This window comes from Acinetobacter sp. N1-1 (assembly GCF_056711485.1).
The window spans coordinates 1591285-1609252 of record NZ_JBWXUO010000012.1; the positions used below are offsets into that span (position 1 = coordinate 1591285).

At 35.7% G+C, this 17968-nt stretch carries 15 protein-coding genes; 8 read left to right on the plus strand and 7 right to left on the minus strand.

What is annotated here, in order from left to right:
- Positions 1–36 precede the first annotated feature (36 nt).
- The 7 genes from AC1MPL_RS07875 to tssH all read right to left on the minus strand — a co-directional run bounded on the left by AC1MPL_RS07875 (position 37) and on the right by tssH (position 9782).
- On the minus strand, positions 37–1734 hold the full coding sequence (locus AC1MPL_RS07875) for an esterase/lipase family protein (RefSeq protein ID WP_479765226.1): 1698 nt from the start codon (positions 1732–1734) through the stop codon (positions 37–39).
- Positions 1727–2803: a T6SS immunity protein Tli4 family protein gene (locus AC1MPL_RS07880; RefSeq protein ID WP_479765227.1), complete on the minus strand. Its 1077-nt coding sequence runs from the start codon at positions 2801–2803 to the stop codon at positions 1727–1729. The genes AC1MPL_RS07875 and AC1MPL_RS07880 overlap by 8 nt, the downstream gene beginning before the upstream one ends.
- A gap of 3 nt (positions 2804–2806) precedes the next feature.
- Positions 2807–3715 carry a M15 family metallopeptidase gene (locus tag AC1MPL_RS07885; RefSeq protein WP_479765228.1) on the minus strand — a complete coding sequence of 303 codons (909 nt, stop codon included), beginning with the start codon at positions 3713–3715 and terminating at the stop codon, positions 2807–2809.
- A 130-nt stretch (positions 3716–3845) separates the two neighbouring features.
- Positions 3846–4649, minus strand: coding sequence for a type IVB secretion system protein IcmH/DotU (gene icmH, locus AC1MPL_RS07890; protein ID WP_479765229.1), 804 nt, complete (start codon positions 4647–4649; stop codon positions 3846–3848).
- Between the two features lie 9 nt (positions 4650–4658).
- Positions 4659–6023 (minus strand): type VI secretion system baseplate subunit TssK, encoded by a 1365-nt coding sequence (gene tssK, locus AC1MPL_RS07895; RefSeq protein ID WP_479765231.1) that lies wholly within the window; start codon positions 6021–6023, stop codon positions 4659–4661.
- Positions 6024–6043: 20 nt separating this feature from the next.
- Entirely contained in the window at positions 6044–7135 is a 1092-nt protein-coding gene (gene tssA / locus AC1MPL_RS07900; protein WP_479765233.1) for a type VI secretion system protein TssA, read from the minus strand.
- A 1-nt stretch (position 7136) separates the two neighbouring features.
- Positions 7137–9782 (minus strand): type VI secretion system ATPase TssH, encoded by a 2646-nt coding sequence (tssH, locus tag AC1MPL_RS07905; protein ID WP_479765235.1) that lies wholly within the window; start codon positions 9780–9782, stop codon positions 7137–7139.
- Between the two features lie 328 nt (positions 9783–10110).
- Here tssH and AC1MPL_RS07910 point away from each other — a divergent pair, with 328 nt between their 5' ends.
- From AC1MPL_RS07910 to AC1MPL_RS07945, 8 genes are all read left to right on the plus strand, one after another.
- The gene (locus tag AC1MPL_RS07910; protein ID WP_479765237.1) at positions 10111–10689 is read left to right on the plus strand and encodes a hypothetical protein; all 579 of its coding nucleotides are present in this window, start codon (positions 10111–10113) and stop codon (positions 10687–10689) included.
- A 16-nt stretch (positions 10690–10705) separates the two neighbouring features.
- Positions 10706–11215, plus strand: coding sequence for a type VI secretion system contractile sheath small subunit (gene tssB / locus AC1MPL_RS07915; protein ID WP_479765239.1), 510 nt, complete (start codon positions 10706–10708; stop codon positions 11213–11215).
- On the plus strand, positions 11208–12689 hold the full coding sequence (gene tssC / locus AC1MPL_RS07920; RefSeq protein WP_479765241.1) for a type VI secretion system contractile sheath large subunit: 1482 nt from the start codon (positions 11208–11210) through the stop codon (positions 12687–12689). The genes tssB and tssC overlap by 8 nt, the downstream gene beginning before the upstream one ends.
- A gap of 37 nt (positions 12690–12726) precedes the next feature.
- Entirely contained in the window at positions 12727–13230 is a 504-nt protein-coding gene (locus AC1MPL_RS07925; RefSeq protein WP_479765243.1) for an Hcp family type VI secretion system effector, read from the plus strand.
- A gap of 62 nt (positions 13231–13292) precedes the next feature.
- On the plus strand, positions 13293–13766 hold the full coding sequence (gene tssE / locus AC1MPL_RS07930) for a type VI secretion system baseplate subunit TssE (RefSeq protein WP_479765245.1): 474 nt from the start codon (positions 13293–13295) through the stop codon (positions 13764–13766).
- 13 nt (positions 13767–13779) lie between these two features.
- The gene (tssF, locus tag AC1MPL_RS07935; protein WP_479765247.1) at positions 13780–15588 is read left to right on the plus strand and encodes a type VI secretion system baseplate subunit TssF; all 1809 of its coding nucleotides are present in this window, start codon (positions 13780–13782) and stop codon (positions 15586–15588) included.
- A complete protein-coding gene (gene tssG / locus AC1MPL_RS07940) occupies positions 15552–16556 on the plus strand; it encodes a type VI secretion system baseplate subunit TssG (protein ID WP_479765249.1) in 1005 nt (334 codons plus the stop codon). Before tssF ends, tssG begins: the two co-directional genes overlap by 37 nt.
- Positions 16550–17950 (plus strand): hypothetical protein, encoded by a 1401-nt coding sequence (locus AC1MPL_RS07945; protein ID WP_479765252.1) that lies wholly within the window; start codon positions 16550–16552, stop codon positions 17948–17950. Before tssG ends, AC1MPL_RS07945 begins: the two co-directional genes overlap by 7 nt.
- Positions 17951–17968: the final 18 nt, after the last annotated feature.

Sequence of the window (17968 nt, forward strand, 5' to 3'; positions counted from 1 at the left end):
TGGCATATGCATAATTAACTAAAAGCAATAAAAAAATTATCGATACTTCGGCTGAATATTGTTTGTATGAATAATTTTAACAATAGAGTAGAGAACCGAGCGTCGAACATGTGCGTTGTTATAAGAACCTTGATGGTCGAAACCTTCTATACGAAATACCTGCTGTACGCCTTTTTTACCTTGTGGTGCATTGGCAGATACGTGCGGTACGGTGCCGTCGCCAAAAGAGTCGGAAGAGGAAATAGAAAAGTGAGCCAGCTCGCCATTACTCAGCGCAATGTAACGTGTACCATCGTTCTCTTTACCAACATCAATATCAGTTAGACTTGGAAGTTTTTTGTGTTGCTCAAAGCTATCTAAAATTGCTTCGGATTTTTTATTAAGATTTGTTGCATGCTGTTGTGCGTTAGCAGGGGGTAAATAGTGCAACTGTATTTCATTTAAGCCTGTTACGGGTTGGCTCAGTGTCCAAGTTAAACATTCAAAACTTTTGTTTTTTTTGTCGTGGCCATAGTAAACATAACTACATGGATGATAGTGGTCTGAGATTTGGTTATGAAAATCACTTACTGCATCAATTTTTCTAAAATAAACATCTTTTAATCTTTGATTGTTTTCTACCTTTACAATCTTTGCAGGGTCAATGAAGTCTTCTTTAACCATTTCCCACCATACCCGATCTGACTTATAAATTTCGCTATATGGGTCTTGTTTAGGTAGGGTAACCGTATAATTGTTTTGGTTGCTGTCTTTACCTTTTAAAAATAGCCAAGGTTTGCCTTGGTTGTAGCGTGGGGTAGGGAGTAGCTCTAAGCTACCTGGCGAGTTAGCAATCACTGCTGTGGTGTGTTCGGTATGGGGACCCATGACAAAAGAGGGGAGTAATCCTGCATCTCCACATCCCGAAACTATGCGTCTATATGCTAAAGAAGCTCCTTCTGCAGGCATAACGCCATGTACCACACCTGCAATATCTGCCTCTCTAAGTTGTACCAAGCGACGGGTAAGTAGCCCACCCATAGAATGCGTAACAATAATAAATTTATGAAACTTATCTCCCCATTCTTTTTTAATCTTATCTAGTTCTTTTGCAATGTTCTGTGCGCCATCCTCATTCGATTGTAGCCAGTTATAGCCTTTGGCATATACGGGGAAATGGAATTTTTTTAAATGCTCAATTTCAGAAGCAGTTATAGATTGTAAAGAAGAGGTTGCTCCCCAATTTTTTACCTCGTCAGTGTTTAATAAACGACTCCATTCTGAAACTTCAGTAAATGAGTTAAGTCTCCCATATTTTGCAGAAACAGAGTGTCTTTCTTCTAGATGCACATCATTTAATTTATTTTGTAAGTAGACTAAAATATCTCCATAACTTCCCCAATGCACTGTGCCCCAACCACGTTTTTTTAGTGTTTGATAATCTAAATTTTTATAATTAATATTAATTTCTCCAGTATCGTCTACCTCTGTTGTAAGTGGGTTAAGCTCTGCCTCTAACTGAGCAGGTGTTTTTTTTCTTTTAGTATTTACTGAACCAAATAATAAATCTAATTGAGTATTTTCGAGTTTCCATACAGGTGTTTTGGGATTCTCATTAGTTCTAATATTAGAACCCATAATGCCGGGTATAAAAACAATAGGTATGGTGTCTGGGTTTTGTATTTCCACAGGTGTACCAAGCTTATTACAACTTGGGCTAGTTACCGAAGATGGACGAATTGTACTCTTACTCATGAGTATGCTCCTGTACACGTTTTTGGTTAGGTTTAGAGAGCCGAATACTATCGCGAATAAAATCGTACAAGCGCAGTACCGATTTTTGGCTTACTGTCGAGTTTAAATGTTGATCATTCCCTTGTTGTATTGCACTTTCAAGTTCTAATTGAATAAATGGGTCATTATTGTTCTTCAGGTCGCCTAAATATTGCCAAGCACCATCTTCATAACCTCTTTCGAAGTATCCACGTCTAGATATATGATCAATATACTCTTCACCCGCAAAGCCATGGATGGTTTTTTCCTGCTCTCTCAGGTTATCGTATTTAAAATAGGCTTTGGCAAGAACAGGTATTTGAGCAGTACGTTTTTTAATAAGTTGAATAAGGGGTTCATCTGACTCGAGTCGAACACGATGCTCCATTGCCATGCGTACTTGAGGGTAGCTTGGAAATTCAAAAGTTATTTTTCCGCCACCCCAAACATGATTTAAGGTCATATCATCGAAAATAAAGAAGTCTCCCCAACAGTACCCTGGTTGGTTGTGATTTTCGGCAGTACGTGGGTGTGTATTTTTGAGGTTATAGTCTAAATCCTTTAATGCACCACTCAGTAAGTCTGTACTTGCGCCACTTTTAAGAACCAACATTGTTCCGGGTCTAATATATATATAGGCTTCGATATCATATATACCATCTTCATACTTATTATTTCTAAATATAATAATATGGCTATTACTGCGTCCTCTATCGTCTTTAGTTGGGCCCGACATTTCTTTACTGAGTAACGTACCTTCTGTTTCATGCGGTTGGCTTTTAAATTCTTGAATACGGTTGGCAATAAACTTTTGATATTCAGCATAGCTTTGAATATCGGTATTTATCGTAAACGTACTGCTGTTGTAGTTAAACCTTCCTATATATACTGTTGTTTCTTGTGGTACATCTAATTCAACACTACCGAAGCATACGGTTTTAGGTTTATCAAAATTCATAGGTTGAATACCTTTTTGCTGTTTTTGCTCATTTGAACACGCAGTGAGAGAGAGTATTGCCATGAAGCAGAGCGTTAAATGTTTAATTTTCATCTATTACTCAACCTCATTTGTCAATTTTTCAGCCATTTCAGCAGTTTTTTGAAGTCCAGGCATACGGTATTCGCTATGTCCATAGTCGTGAAGATTTTTCCAACGGCCACCCCATGTGAGTCCAACTGATTCGGCAACATCGCCATAAGTCTGATAAGCCTGCCATGTCCAAGGGTCTTTTTCAGAAATTAAAACTTTTCCATCTTTCTTAAAAGCAATATCTGCCGCTAAACCAAATTGATGATAGCTTTGATAGGCTTGAGCGTGCGTTGTATTCATATTGCTTGAAAGCATATTTTGTCTTTCTGGGCTGCGGTAACCTTCAAGCAGTACTAGTTCATAGTTATATTTTTCTTTCATAATCTTAAACACCATCAGTAGTCGCTGTTTAAATCGTGGGTTTATATGTTCCCATTTACGATCAATCAGTGTTTTACCTGCGGTAAAGCTGTCAAAAGTGACATGTGCATTGGTATTTTGATAACTTTTTTCAATTTGCATTGCTTGTACAATTGCTGCATCAACCAGTTGATCATCTACTTCTGGTGGTGGTGTAAGCATTTCACCATTGAGTAAAGCATATACTTGAGGATCTACATTCTTTAAATAGCTTGCTTCGGTATGTATCGTATCTACCGGTCGGGTGATAACAAAAACAAGAATACTGAGAATAAGAAAAAATCCAGCAATTAAAATCCACCATTGTTGTAAATACCAATGGGTTTGAAGCTTATTGGATGTGGTTGCTTGATTCAATTGTCCGATAAACTGAAGACACTGTTGATAAATCTTTTTACTCTGAGGTAAAAAATCTAAACGTGTAGAGAGAATTTTTTGTCGAAGATCTGGAAATAACAGTAAGCTAAGAATACAGACCAAAGTAATAAAACTAATAATAATAAATGTAATCATGTGCTTGTTAGACTGAAACAATGATTGATCAAATGGAAAGTTATGAAAAAGAAAGGCATTTTAAAGAATACCTTTCTTAAAGTTGGAAATACGTTCATATAGATAAGCTTCATGGCATATTTCACTATGCCTAAGGAAGATGTATTGTAATATGTGCCAGTTCAACTGGTGTGCTAATGACATTTTGATAAGGCGTTAAAGCATTTGTACTTTGCTTATTTAGTGTAAATTTTAAACCTGCAAATGAAAGGATTGAAAATACAAGTAATAAGACTAGTATCCAAATAAATGGAAGCTCATTGTGTAAAATATTTCTTACTTGGTCAGGTAGGGCGGCAAATGGTGAAAACTCATGCTTTTTCCCTCGCAGAAAATCAATTTCGTCTCCAGTTCTAGAAATAATATGGTTAATACTGTCTTGAGATGCTATGCGGTATTTACCTTGAAAACCAAGCAATAGGCAGTAATGAAATACTTCTAGTGCTTCTAATCTTTCTTTACCATGCATACGTAACTGTTCTAGTATTTCAAAAAAATGTCCTCCAGCAAGTTGATTACCAAAAAATTTAAGTTGCAATGGGTCATTTAGCCAAAAGTTTTGTAAGTCAAAAAATGAACTATCCTGTTGAATCGCAATGGTTTCATCAATCAATGCACAAAATGCATATTTGGCATCTTGTATATCTTGGCTTGCGTAATCTAGTTTTTTTGCGTGATGTTCAAATTTTTCAAGTAGCTGTATAACTTTGAATCTAAATTGTTCAGGTTGATGTGATATATAGCCATTTCGAATTAAGAAAACCAGATAAAAACCATCGTAAAGTAAGTCTATTAAATTACGAGAGATGGTAGACGGAATATTCTGAGTATATTCCGTACCCGTACCAATCTGACCATCATCAAACAAGGATGGTGTACTATTTTGCATATTCATCTCTTCCTTTTAGTGATTGGTCACGGCAATCAGTTCTATACTAATGTCGTCAAAACCTTTAGGAACATAAATACAGATAGACTGTGCTGCTAACATGTCTTTATACAATTCGTCGTGTGGTTCTATTTCAAAGTAGCTGATGCCTGAACGTACAGGAATTGCTGTAGGGACTTGCACCAAATGATGTAGAGGAATTGCTGGAAGTGCGGCAATAACACGTTTTTCAACATCTGTGGTGTTGCCGACTTTAAAGCGTAAAGGTATGGTTCGGATGAGTTCGTGGGTTTGGATAGCCGTACTTGAAACAGCAATATATAATCTTGAATCTTTGGTAATTTTATCGCTTTCTAGACTACCTACCCAATAAGATGGTCTATTTTCTTTCAAGGCAATATTTATATAACGACTTGATATAATCGTATCTAATAACTCTCTTAAAATAACATCTAATTGATAAAAGCTATTGTGCAATTGATGATGATTATAGTGTGGGAGTTGATCAACCTCATATGCTGTTGTAAAGGTAAGTAAAGAGCCAGTTAGACGTAACAATTCACTAAATAATCGTTCTGGATGGATTTGTGGATTTAATGAAATATGGTTTAACGTTGCGTAGGCTGTATTTAATGCATTAATCAGCCAAAAAGAAACGATATCTCCAGAACGAAACTCAACAATCTTTTGTTCATTTTCTCTATTATTGGTCTGAATGGTTTTAATTTTAGCTTTGATAACATTTAACGTTTTCTTTAAATTGGTTTGAAGGTGATTATTCGATTTTATATGCAAAATAGGCGGAATAAATGTAGGGTCTAACTCTAAATTACCACCACTTTGAGGTTTAATTTTACCAATAGGCATATAAATAAAGCCATCAAGTACTTCACTTGGGTGAACATCTATATCGAGTAATTTAAACTCTGCCCGACGACGCAATAAAGTAATCTGCGAAGGTGGCGCATTTGTAAAAATATCGTGCGTATCTGTTAAGTGTGAATAATAACGATGTGGTTGATTTGTTTCTTCATAGGCAACATTTTGTTTGTTGGCTTGTAAAATAGGTAATGCCAAATAGATATACATATCTCCTTTTAAATGAAGATCATCTAATAGCAATGGTTCTGGAAGAAGATCTTGCATAGGTGCAGAATATACCTCTCCATCTTGCCAAATTATTTCTATACGTTCTAAAGCCAAAATACTTAAATTTAGTTGATTTTGGTCAAATACGAGTGTTTGTATTCCATATGAAAATGGAATAGTTGAACGAATAGTGTAGTTAAGATGTTGTTCATGATATGTATCTTGAACTTGAAAGTGTTGAGGACGTAAAAATAAACCTTCGCCCCATAAGACTTTTTGCGCTTTAAACATAGCTATAACCAATACAATAATTAATAAGAATCGCGAGGAATATCTAACATATCTTGAAGTGATCCAAGATGATGATCATCTTTAATGACATGAGTGAGCCATTCGTGTAGTGGCATTTTGCTCCATTTAATGGTTTTTTGAAGCATATAGCTCACAGGACTATGAGGTTCATTTGTCTTAAAGTACTCCGCTATTTTTAAAAGCGCGGCAATAGCTTGTTCCCGATTTTCTAAGTGACTTTGTGGTGAAGGTTGAAATGCCCCAAAAGTTGGTTGCTGTTGTGAAATAGCTTGAGGTCTTACTTCTTCGTTGCCGAAAGTAGGCGTATCATTATTTTCTGTAATGCATTGTGTTTGCATTTGCTCAGTTTTATATACTTTTGAAAGCATTGTTTTGACACTTTCCAATTGGGAGTCAATTTGTGCAAAACTTGGTGCATCTAAACCCATGAATTGATCAAGAACTACTTTTAAAATTTCCCAGTGCTCGAGTGCTTTTAGAAAATCTTGATAATTACTCAGTTGCTCATCGTGTGACATGGTAGCCAATGATTTTTCAAATAGCTCTAAGTCTTTGCTATGTTCATCATGTTCAAAATTGTCAGGATTTTTAAGGAAAGCATTTTGCTGATGCAACATTTTCTCATAATCAATAATTGAGTAAAAAGGTGCTGTATTAACTAAGGGTTGCTTTTTAAATGCTAGTGGAATTTGACTGACAAGCCCTTGTAATAGACCGAGACGTTGGTCTAAATCTTCATCTTCAATCAGGGGGTGAATGTTAGACCAATATTGTTCGAGCATTCGATGTGACAACTCAAGGCTTTGGGTAATGCCACTAAATCCGTAAATATTTGCCCAAGCTGAAGAAAGCCAAGTAAGTAGACGAATATCTTTCGTGGTATTGGTCAACAACTCTACAGTTTTTGTGGAAACGAAAGACCAGTCGGCTTGTTTAGGTTCCGTAACCCACTCACCTAAATCAAGTAATGGGTCATCTTCTACTTGTGCTTTTTTGAGCTCGTGAAAGTCATTTGAAAAAGAATGATCGTCCCCACATGGGTTTTCAGGAGAAATAGGTTGAAGTAGGGGAGCTAAATCGATATTTTGCATATTACTCATCTCCTGCAACTTTACGTTTTACTTTCTTGGCTTGAGGCTTTTTTTTATCGTCTAATTTATAGATGATGGTGTCCTCATCTACATCAATTAAAATGGTTTTTGGAAGTTTTTGTTCACTTAAAGCAACTAAAAGTTTAGTTGCAATGGCAGGTAAAACTGATGAGTTTAAAATGTTGTCAATGTTTCTTGCACCACTGTCGACTTCAGTACAGCGACTGAGCAGAAGTTCTGTCAGTTCATCGCTATATTCGACCTGTGTTTGATACTGGCTTTCAATTCGCTGAATAATCTTGTTCAGTTTATGTTCGATAATGCGAACCAATAAATCATCGTGTAGTGGGAAGTATGGAACAATTTGCATACGTCCTAAAAATGCAGGTTTAAATTGTTGATATAAATTAGGTTTAAGTTGAGCAATAAGTGTATCTGCATCTGGCCACTCTTCAACAGGCCGATTAATACATGCCTGCATAGTTGTACTTGACCCCACATTTGAGGTTAAAAGAATAATTGTATTTTTGAAATCGATAATACGTCCTTCGCCGTCTTCTAGCGTACCTTTATCAAAGACTTGATAAAATAGCTCTTGAACATCGTTATGAGCCTTTTCAATTTCATCAAGCAAAATAACACTATAAGGATTACGGCGTACTGCTTCTGTAAGAACACCACCTTGACCATATCCAACGTATCCTGGAGGTGAACCTTTTAAAGATGATACAGTATGCGCTTCTTGATACTCAGACATATTAATTGTAATAAGATGAGACTCTCCACCGTAGAGTTCATTGGCTAAAGCAAGTGCTGTTTCTGTTTTTCCTACTCCACTTGGGCCGACCAGTAAAAAGACACCCTGAGGTTTATTAGGATCTTCTAGTTTTGCTCTAGAAGTTTTGATCCCTTGAGCAAGCTTTTCTAAGGCATAGTTTTGCCCCATTACACGTTCTTCTAATTTGTCTTCTAGGGTAAGAATTTGCTTAATTTCATCATTTACCATTTTTCCGACAGGTATTCCTGTCCAGTCTGAAATGATTTGGTTAATAATAGTGCTATTTACACGTTCAAATACTAAAGGTTCATGCTGTTGTAAGTTTAATGTTTGACGGAGTTGAGCAATTTCTTGACTATGGTTACCATTGACATCGGTTTGTAATTCATTAATTTTATTTAATGTGTCTAGCTCATGTTGCCATTGGCTTCGAGTCGCTTCAATTTCAGCATTTAGTTGTTGAATCTCAGATTCAATGTTTTTAATACGATCATTATGAATCGGATTTTGTTTTTGTTCATCTTGCAAAATTTGAAGCTCTAAGCCCAAATTATGTAATTTTGCATGAAGTTGATCAAGCTTTGCGGGTTGAGCGTTTTGTGATAATGCAACACGGGCAGCAGCAGTATCTAATACACTAATCGCTTTGTCGGGAAGTTGACGACCTGTAATATAGCGTTTAGATGATTTAACAGCAGTAATAATCGCATCATCATCAATTTTAATATTAAAGTGTTGTTCCATAACTGGGATCATGGCGCGTAGCATATCAATTGCAACGTCTTCAGAAGGTTCTTCAACTTTGACAACTTGGAAACGTCTACTTAAAGCGGCATCTTTTTCAAAGTATTGCTTGTATTCAGCCCAAGTTGTGGCTGCAATCGTTCTTAGCTCACCACGTGCAAGTGCTGGTTTAAGTAAATTAGCAGCATCATTTTGTCCTGCTTGTCCACCTGCACCAATAAGGGTATGTGCTTCATCAATAAATAGAATAATAGGATATTCAGCACTTTGTACTTCTTGAATAATTTGTTTCAGCCTATTTTCAAATTCACCTTTTACACTTGCACCTGCTTGTAATAGCCCTAAATCCAATGTGTGTAACTGAACATTTTTTAATGCATCAGGCACGTCATTGTGAGCAATTTTTAATGCAAGACCTTCGACAACTGCAGTTTTACCCACACCCGGTTCACCAGTAAGGATAGGATTATTCTGACGACGACGCATTAGAATATCTAGCATTAAACGTACTTCATACTCACGACCAATAACAGGGTCAATGCCACCATCTTGTGCTTTTTTAGTAAGATTAATTGTGTATTTAGCCAAAGCAGAAGCATCTACTTGATGTTGATTTTTAGGTTCTGTTGATAATTCTTGTTCAGGCGAATGAATGTCTTCAGTACTTCCTTTACATACTTCGATAAAAGTATGCTTAATCGTATTGATAGGAATGTTTTGAAAAAGCTTAGATGCTCTTATAGCAATTTGATAAAGATCATCGGCTGTAAGAAGAGCGATGAGTAGATGACTACTACGTATAATAGGATTTTGATCTACCGAAGCAATTAACCAAGCTTGTTCTAATAAACGAATAATAGAAGTTGCAAAAATAGGTGTTCTTGTATTGCCTTTGGGTAAGCCAGAAATACTCTGATGAATGTCATTAAGTAGTGTATTTGAAGAAACTTTAGATTTTGTAAGTAATAAATGTAGGTCAATAGATGTATCTCGAAGCAACTCACAAAAGAGATGTTCAATTTCAATTTCAAAATTTTGTTGTGATATACAATAGTTGGCTGACTTTTCTAAAGCTGCACGTGTTGGTGCAGATAGCTTTGTAATTAAAACTTTTAAACTGTTCACATCAATTCCCACTGAAATCTAAAGCACTTGAGCTGGTTAATTTAGTCTGCTTCATAAATTATTTTATTTACTCTCTAAATAAAAAATGAATCATGTAATAAATTAAATATACGAATTGTGTTTTATTTTACATTAAAATTGTTTAAAAGTGTGATAAAATGAATTAAAATGTGAACAAATTGGCATTTTTGTTTGTTTTGTATATTTGTGTCATTTCCTATAAGACATTCTTTTAAGGAAGTTGGCAGTCATTTTGATATTGTCACTATAGGTATGGGGAATTACCTTGAAAAAAGCATTTATTCTATCTTTGTTTGCCGTCGGATGTATGGGGATAACCTATGTTCATGCAGAAGACAATAATGAAATTACCTTAAAAAGAAAATGTCTAAAAAATAACCCTTTGGTAGTTGGGGAAACAGATCAAATCCTACTAAGTAAGTATGCTCAGGTCTGTGACAAAAATAATGAAGACCAGCAAAAGAATGCCTATTTAGTACTGGCGGCAGAGCGTTTCTATCAAATTGATAAAGCGTTCAAAGCATTGGAGTTAGTGAACTATTTAGAATCCCTGAATGTCCACAGCAATACTTTAACTGACGTTAAATTTATGGCGGCTACAAAAATTGCCAATGATTCGATTCAGCAAATGAGAAATCAAGAGATGCGATACCTTGCATCAGAATCAACTTATCCGGCTGGAAAAGAGTTAGTTGCTAGCATTAATGCAGCCAAACCTGCTTCTGTACTAAAAGAAGAGGTGAAGTCTGATGTAAAACCTGTTGTAAGACAGAGAAGACAAGAAACACATATTGCTAAACCAGTGAAAGTTAAGCAAGTCACTACTAAACCAGTCGATTCACAACCTGCTTTACCAAGCAGCAATCCATTCGCAACACTAAATTAAAGCTGGGGAGTTAAACGTGGCTAAAAGAGAAAGTGCTCAAAAGAAATTACAACGAGTTCGACCACCTCGAGTACAACTAACATATGATGTGGAAGTTGGAGATGGCAAAGAAGTCAAAGAATTACCTTTTGTCGTAGGTGTAATGGGAGATTTTTCCGCAGCATCGCAAGTTGAAAAGATAAAGCTGAAAGATAAAAAGTTTATTAATGTAGATCTAGAAAATATTGATGAGGTAATGACCTCTTTAGCACCACGCGCTACATTTGGTGTAGAAAATACCATTTCTGAAGAAGGCGGTTCGATGGGGGTCGATTTAACATTTAAATCGATGGATGACTTTAGACCAGAGAATATTGCACAGCAAATTGATCCATTAAAAAAACTTGTAGATGCACGTGAAAAGTTAACGGATTTGCGTAACAAAATTTCGAATAGTGAAAAGCTTGAAGACTTATTGGATGATGTTCTTAAAAACACTGCACAGCTACAGCAGTTAAGCAAAGAAGCTGGAGTAGACGATGAGTAATACATCACTGAGCGAAAATACTGCGAACTATCAGGAGAGTACTAATTTATTAGACTCTATCGTAGAGCAAAGCCATATTGCACGTAGTGATGAAGAGCATACACGTGCAAAAAGTCTGATTGGTGAGCTTGCTAAAGAAGTCATGGCAGGTACGGTAACAATTTCCGATAACATGACGCTTGCATTAGATAAGCGTATTGCTGAAATTGATGCAATGATCTCAAAACAATTGAGTAAGATCATGCATAACCCTGAATTTCAAAAGGTTGAGTCTACGTGGCGTGGTTTATATTATTTCTGTCAAGAGTCACCTTCGAATCCTTTAATTAAAATTCGTATTTTAAATACAACGAAAAAAGAATTAATTAAAGATTTTCAAAGCGCAACAGACTTTGATCAAAGTACTTTATTTAAAAAAGTATATGAAGAAGAGTACGGATCATTTGGTGGCGCGCCTTATGCGACTCTGATAGGAGACTTTGAGTTTGATCGCACGCCTGCAGATATTTATCTACTTGAGCAAATGTCACATGTAGCTGCTGCTGCACATGCACCATTTATTTCTGCTGCGAGTCCTAACATTTTAGGCTTAGAGTCTTTTACAGATATCGATCGTCCACGTGATGTATCTAAAATCTTTGAAACTGCTGAATACGTACAGTGGCGCTCTTTCAGAGAAAGTGATGATTCTCGTTATGTGGCTTTGGCAATGCCAAGAGTACTTGGTCGTTTACCTTACGATCCGAAAGATGGTATTCAAACAGATGGATTTAATTTCGTCGAGCAAGTTTCAGGTCAAAACCATGATGAATACTTGTGGATGAATGCGGCATATGCCTTTGGAACACGACTCACTGATGCCTTTGATAAACATGGATGGTGTGCTGCTATCCGTGGTGTTGAAGGTGGTGGACTAGTTGAAGGCTTACCAGTACATACATTTAAAACAAGCGATGGAGAAGTTACTTTTAAATGTCCAACGGAAGTTGCGATTACTGACCGTCGTGAGAAAGAACTGAGTGATTTAGGGTTTATTCCTCTAGTACATTGTAAAAATACAGATTATGCGGCGTTCTTTGGCGCTCAATCGACTCAAAAAGCAAAAAAATATGACAATGATGCTGCAAATGCGAACTCAGCATTGTCAAGCCAAATTCAATACATTATGGCAGTTTCTCGTATTGCCCATTATTTAAAAGCCATGATGCGAGATAAAGTGGGAAGCTTTGCATCTGCTGGAAATGTAGAGGCATTTTTAAACGAGTGGCTTGCACAATACGTACTTTTAGATGATGGCGCATCCCAAGAAGCAAAAGCACAATTTCCATTACGTGAAGCATCTGTAAAAGTTGTAGAAAATCCAGCAGAACCGGGTCATTACAAGTCAGTTGTATTTTTAAGACCGCATTTCCAGTTGGATGAACTTTCCGTTTCATTAAGACTTGTCACCGAGTTACCTCAGTCTTCTAACTAATTAGAAGGTAACATTTTTTATTATAAAAGGTATTGATATGAAAGATATATATATTGAATTTCGCGGTAAATATAAAGTTGACGGTGAGTCAAGAGACTCTGAGCATAAAGGTTGGTTAGAGGTAAATTCTTGGGTTCATAATATTCGTCAACCTAAATCTGCAACATCATCTAGTGTAGGTGGTCATACAGCTGAACGTGTAGAACATTCAGATATGGTGTTTGTAAAAGATTTAGATGCAACAAGTCCTAAGCTATGGGAAGCATGCTCTGCAGGTTATACATTCGACGAAGTTCAAATCGATTTTTATCGTGCAAATGGCGATAAGCGTATTAAATATCTTCAAATTAAACTCAAGCACGTTCTTGTTTCAAGTGTGAACCCTGTTGTAGACAAAGAAGGGGTTCCAACTGAGTCATTTGGACTGAAATATGCTGCGGTTGAATGGACATATAACCAGCAAGATATTAATGGTACAGCGAAAGGAGCGGTCACGAAGAAGTGGTCGCTTTCGAATAACACCGCATCTTACACTGCATAATAATGAGACAGCAAATCGGAAGCAATTCGTTGTTTTCGGTTTGCTCTTTTTTAGAATTTAAAATGAACTCAGATCAATTATTTCCATTTGGATTTAGACCAACTTTGTTTGACCGATTAATTCCTCAAACGGATGAACTTCATGGTCTGTCTTTACAAGAGCTTAGAGAATCGATTGCTACAGATTTGGAAGACTTATTAAATAATCGCATGATTAGATTAAGTCAGGATCTTGAAGATTTTCCATTAGCAAAATCATCAATAGCTCAATTTGGCATTATTGACTTTGTGGGGCTGTCTACTGCCAATCCAAAAGATAGAGACAAAATTTGTTTTTCTATTGAAGAATCTATTGCTGCACACGAGCCGAGATTACGTAATATTCAAGTTGAAATGCTAATGGATAGAAATAATGTAGGTTCATTATGTTTAAGTATTCAGGCATACCTGAATGTACATCCATTGTGCGAACCCATTGTTTTTGATGCATTACTAAATGCTGTTACTCAACAATATGTAATTTCTGCGAAAGGATAATACAGGAAAAAACATGATTGAAGATTTATTGCCTTATTATGAAAAGCAGTTACAAGAGTTTGGCCAACAATCAAGAGTATTTGCTGAAAAATATCCTAAAATTGCTCAAAGGCTATCTTTAAATCAAGAGCAAATAGATGATCCGCATATTGAAAGGCTCATTCAGTCTTTCTCATTAATTGCAGCAAGAATGGATAAGAAACTTGCTGACAGTTATGACATGTTTACGAAATCTTTGTTTGAAATTATGTTTCCTCAATATTTGAGACATTTTCCTTCATGCAGTATTGTAAGTTTTGAAGATAAAAATAAAATAAAACAGCTGACGGAAGCCAGCGAAATACCAGCAAAGACTTTATTGAAGTCAAGAAGCTTAAATGGAATACAGTGTGAGTTTATTACTAGTACACAGGTAGATTTACTGCCTGTTCAATTAAATACAATTCAGTTTAGTACGAATCCTGGACAGCATAGAACGGCCGAACATAATGCAACGCTTACTTTAGGGTTTGAATTATTTAATCAGCCCCATATTTGGCTAAAAGAAAAGAAATTACCTATTTACTTAGATACGATTTCTAATTTTGCCTTACATGTGCTTGATGGTATATTCCGTACAGGTACGCATTTTAGCTTAAAAATAGATCACAAAATTATTTCAATTCAAAACCCATTTGAAGTCATGGGTTTTTCAGAGTCAGAAAGCTTATTGCCTGTCGACCAATATACGCATCATGCATATAGATTGTTAATGGAGTATTTTTGCTTTCCTGAAAAGTTTAATTACATCAATATGAACCTAGATTTTTTAAAAAATCTACCACTAGGTAAGAGTTCTTTTCAAATACAAATTCATTTAAATCTTAATTTGAATGACGAGGCGATTGTTCATAGTTACTCAGATTTAAGTACGGAAAACTTTAAGTTATTTACCACACCAATTGTCAATTTATTCGAGAAAAAGGCTGAACCTCAGAAGATTAATCATAAAAAATTAGAATATCCATTAGTTACGGATGTTCATCACCCAGAATGTTATAAATTATATTCTGTTTTAAATATGACGATGATTCGCGAGAAAACGAATAAAAATGAAGTTGCTTTACCAGTATTACCATTTTTTGCACTAAGTCATTATGCCGACGACGGTAATCAGTTTTTTTATACGCTAAACCAAAAACAAAGTTATGGTAAAAAAATTGAAAATACGTACTCAATTATCTCAAAACAACTTAATCCAGATGAGGTAAGGTCTGATTTTATGAGTGCAACTTTACTGTGCTCGAATGGTGACCTACCACATGAGGTTTTAGTTGCAAGTAACAATATTTTTAATTTGAATGATACTGCAATTGCACGCCGTGCTTTTGCCTTAAAAAGACCTTCAAAAACACATCATTTTCAACAAACTAAACAAGAGCAGTGGCGTGTCATTTCCCATTTATCTTTAAATATGTTGGCGATTATGGGAGATAACGCTACTAATCAAATTAGAGAGTTACTACAACTTTATAATTTACCTAAGACACAGGATAACTTTTTACTCATAGATTCGATTAAAAGTACCGAATTTAAAACTACCAGTCGAATGATGGGTGTAAATCCCTTTCCAATATTTGTTCGTGGAATTAAAGCATGTATTACCGTCGATGCATCTGTATTCCGAGGACATAGTCTCTATATTTTTAGTCAGCTTTTAAGTGAGATTTTTAATTTAAAAGTACAGATGAACAGCTTCGTTGAAGTTGTGGTGATTGATCAGAATTCTAGTCAGGAGTTATACCAATGCATACAGAGCGCTGGTGGCAAGAATCTTCTGTAATTGACGAATTATTTCATCACTCAACCAGTTTTGAGTTGATACAGTCTGTACGATTAATGAGAAATACTCCCTATGTGAAACAACATAGGTTTTGGGCAGATGCATTTCAATTTGAAAGCTCATTGAATTTGAAATTTCCGACTTCAGAAATTGAAAGTTTAAAAATTTCCGATTCTAAAATTGAGCTTATCAATCTTATGGTGGGCTTAACAGGTATACAGGGCGCTTTTCCTTATGTTTATACAAATAAGATTAGACAGGCTCCTCGAGCGTATCGAAATGAAGCACAAAAGTTTATCGGATTATTTAACCATAAGTTGGTATCACAATATATCGATGCAAGTTTGGCATATAACTTACCTATAAAATATGAGATTAATGAAGAAAATCATTATCTTAATATTGTACATGCATTAAATGGTTATACCGTAAAAGATGAAGATAAGAAAGCTCAATTTGAGCATTATTTTGCTGAATTTTCAGGGTTAATGCAGGGACAGAATAATAACTCACATGCACTGAATAAGGTTCTAAAAGCTATTTTTCATCCATCTATAGATGTGAAAGAGTTTGTAGAAGAGCAGTTTCGGTTAGAAAAAGATCAAAGAACCATACTTAGTTCTAAAAATAGCCATATGCAATTAGGTGTGAATACATTTTGTGGTGAATACATTACCCAAATTGGCGATAAGGTTGAAATTACGATTGGACCTTTGAGCTATGAAGATTATTTAGATTATCTCCCGTCTAAAGCACAGAGTCTAAAACTTAAAAGTATTTTACAGCAGTGGTGTAGTCCAACGTTGAAGGTAGATCTTCGACTGATTTTAGACCAACAGTCGATTAAACCACTGCAACTGAATATGACGGATTCGATTGGCTTAGGTTGGGGAGCTTCCTTAATGGCAGATCACTTTTCTGACAATGAGGAAACATGTTATACCTTGTTGGGTGATGTTGAATGTTAAAAATTATTTTAAGTACGGTATTAAGTATTTTTACGGCCACAGCACTACTTATGGTTTTTTACTGGAGGGATTTGCATTTTGATCCGACAGCAAAAGATATTCTTATTTATTTTCTATGTATACCTTTAGGTATTTCATGTTTGGTCTTAATGCCTTATTTGGCTTGGAAATGGTATCAACATAAGAAGCAAAAAGAAGAAATCGCTCAGAATGAGGCGAAAAATGCGGTTGAAGCCAATGAACCATTGCCTAAAACAGAAGTAGAGCAAATCGAATTAAATATATATTCAGCTTCACTTCTCAGCCAATTGGGAAGTAATGAAGAATTAGTCGCAAAAATAGCTAAAGGTGTAGCACCAGATCTAGATAAAGATCTTATTGGACACGATGGAGAACGTTTACTCAGTTACCGTATAGATGAAACATATTTTGAAGATGTCGCTGAACAACATTTAGATGTTTTACCTTTACAAGTTAGAATGATGAATCTAATCACTGCGCATTTCAAAGAAAATCGTAATATATTTTCTTCAATTGCAAAACAATTGAAGGAGTCTGCACTTTTTTATGATACTCAATTGGCATATCAATACAAAATGCATCCTGCTTGGATCGGTGAAGACTATGATGCTTCCGAAGATATTGAAGAGCCTATCGCAGAAAAAGTCCAAAAATTAGATCAATTAAACTTATTGATACTTCTTCCATCAACACTTCAACATTCGTGGAATGAGCTCGCAACAACGGAAATGTGTGAAAGCTATTTAGACGAGTTGGGTATCTTATCTGAACAAATCAATATTGAGTATCACTATTGCAGTGAACGCTCTGCTTATCACAAGTTAGTGGAATTATGCCAATCAAACACACAAGATTTAAGTGAGATTTCTTTTATTTTGGCTGTAGAGTCTGAGATTGATCAAGACACATTGGACGGAGTAATGTCTGTTGGTGCAGATTACATACCATCTGAGTTTATTGGGAGTTGTTGTATATCTTCTGCGTCAATAGTATTTGAAAATATACCAGTTTTAAAGCAAGTCTTTATTCAGCTTGAGCAAAAAGACTTGGCTCAAACATTAAGTACATTTCATCTTACTGATTTATCTCAGTATGAAGAGGATGAACCTTTTGTAATTATCCCTGATGATATGAGAACACCTAAGGCCAATAAAAAAGTCATTAAGAACTTTGAAAGTACGCCTATTGAGATTCATCATTTGATCTATACCAAATTCAGCTTAGGCAGTACTGAGCAACTATCAAAAGTTTTTGGATTTCTCGCGGGGTTACACATACCTCATACCCTTACTGGTTTTTTTTACAGTCTAGATCTGCCAGAGGTTCAGGTTGTGATTAAACCAAAACCTGAAGACGATCACGAACATATTTAACCCAATTTTCACGAGAGT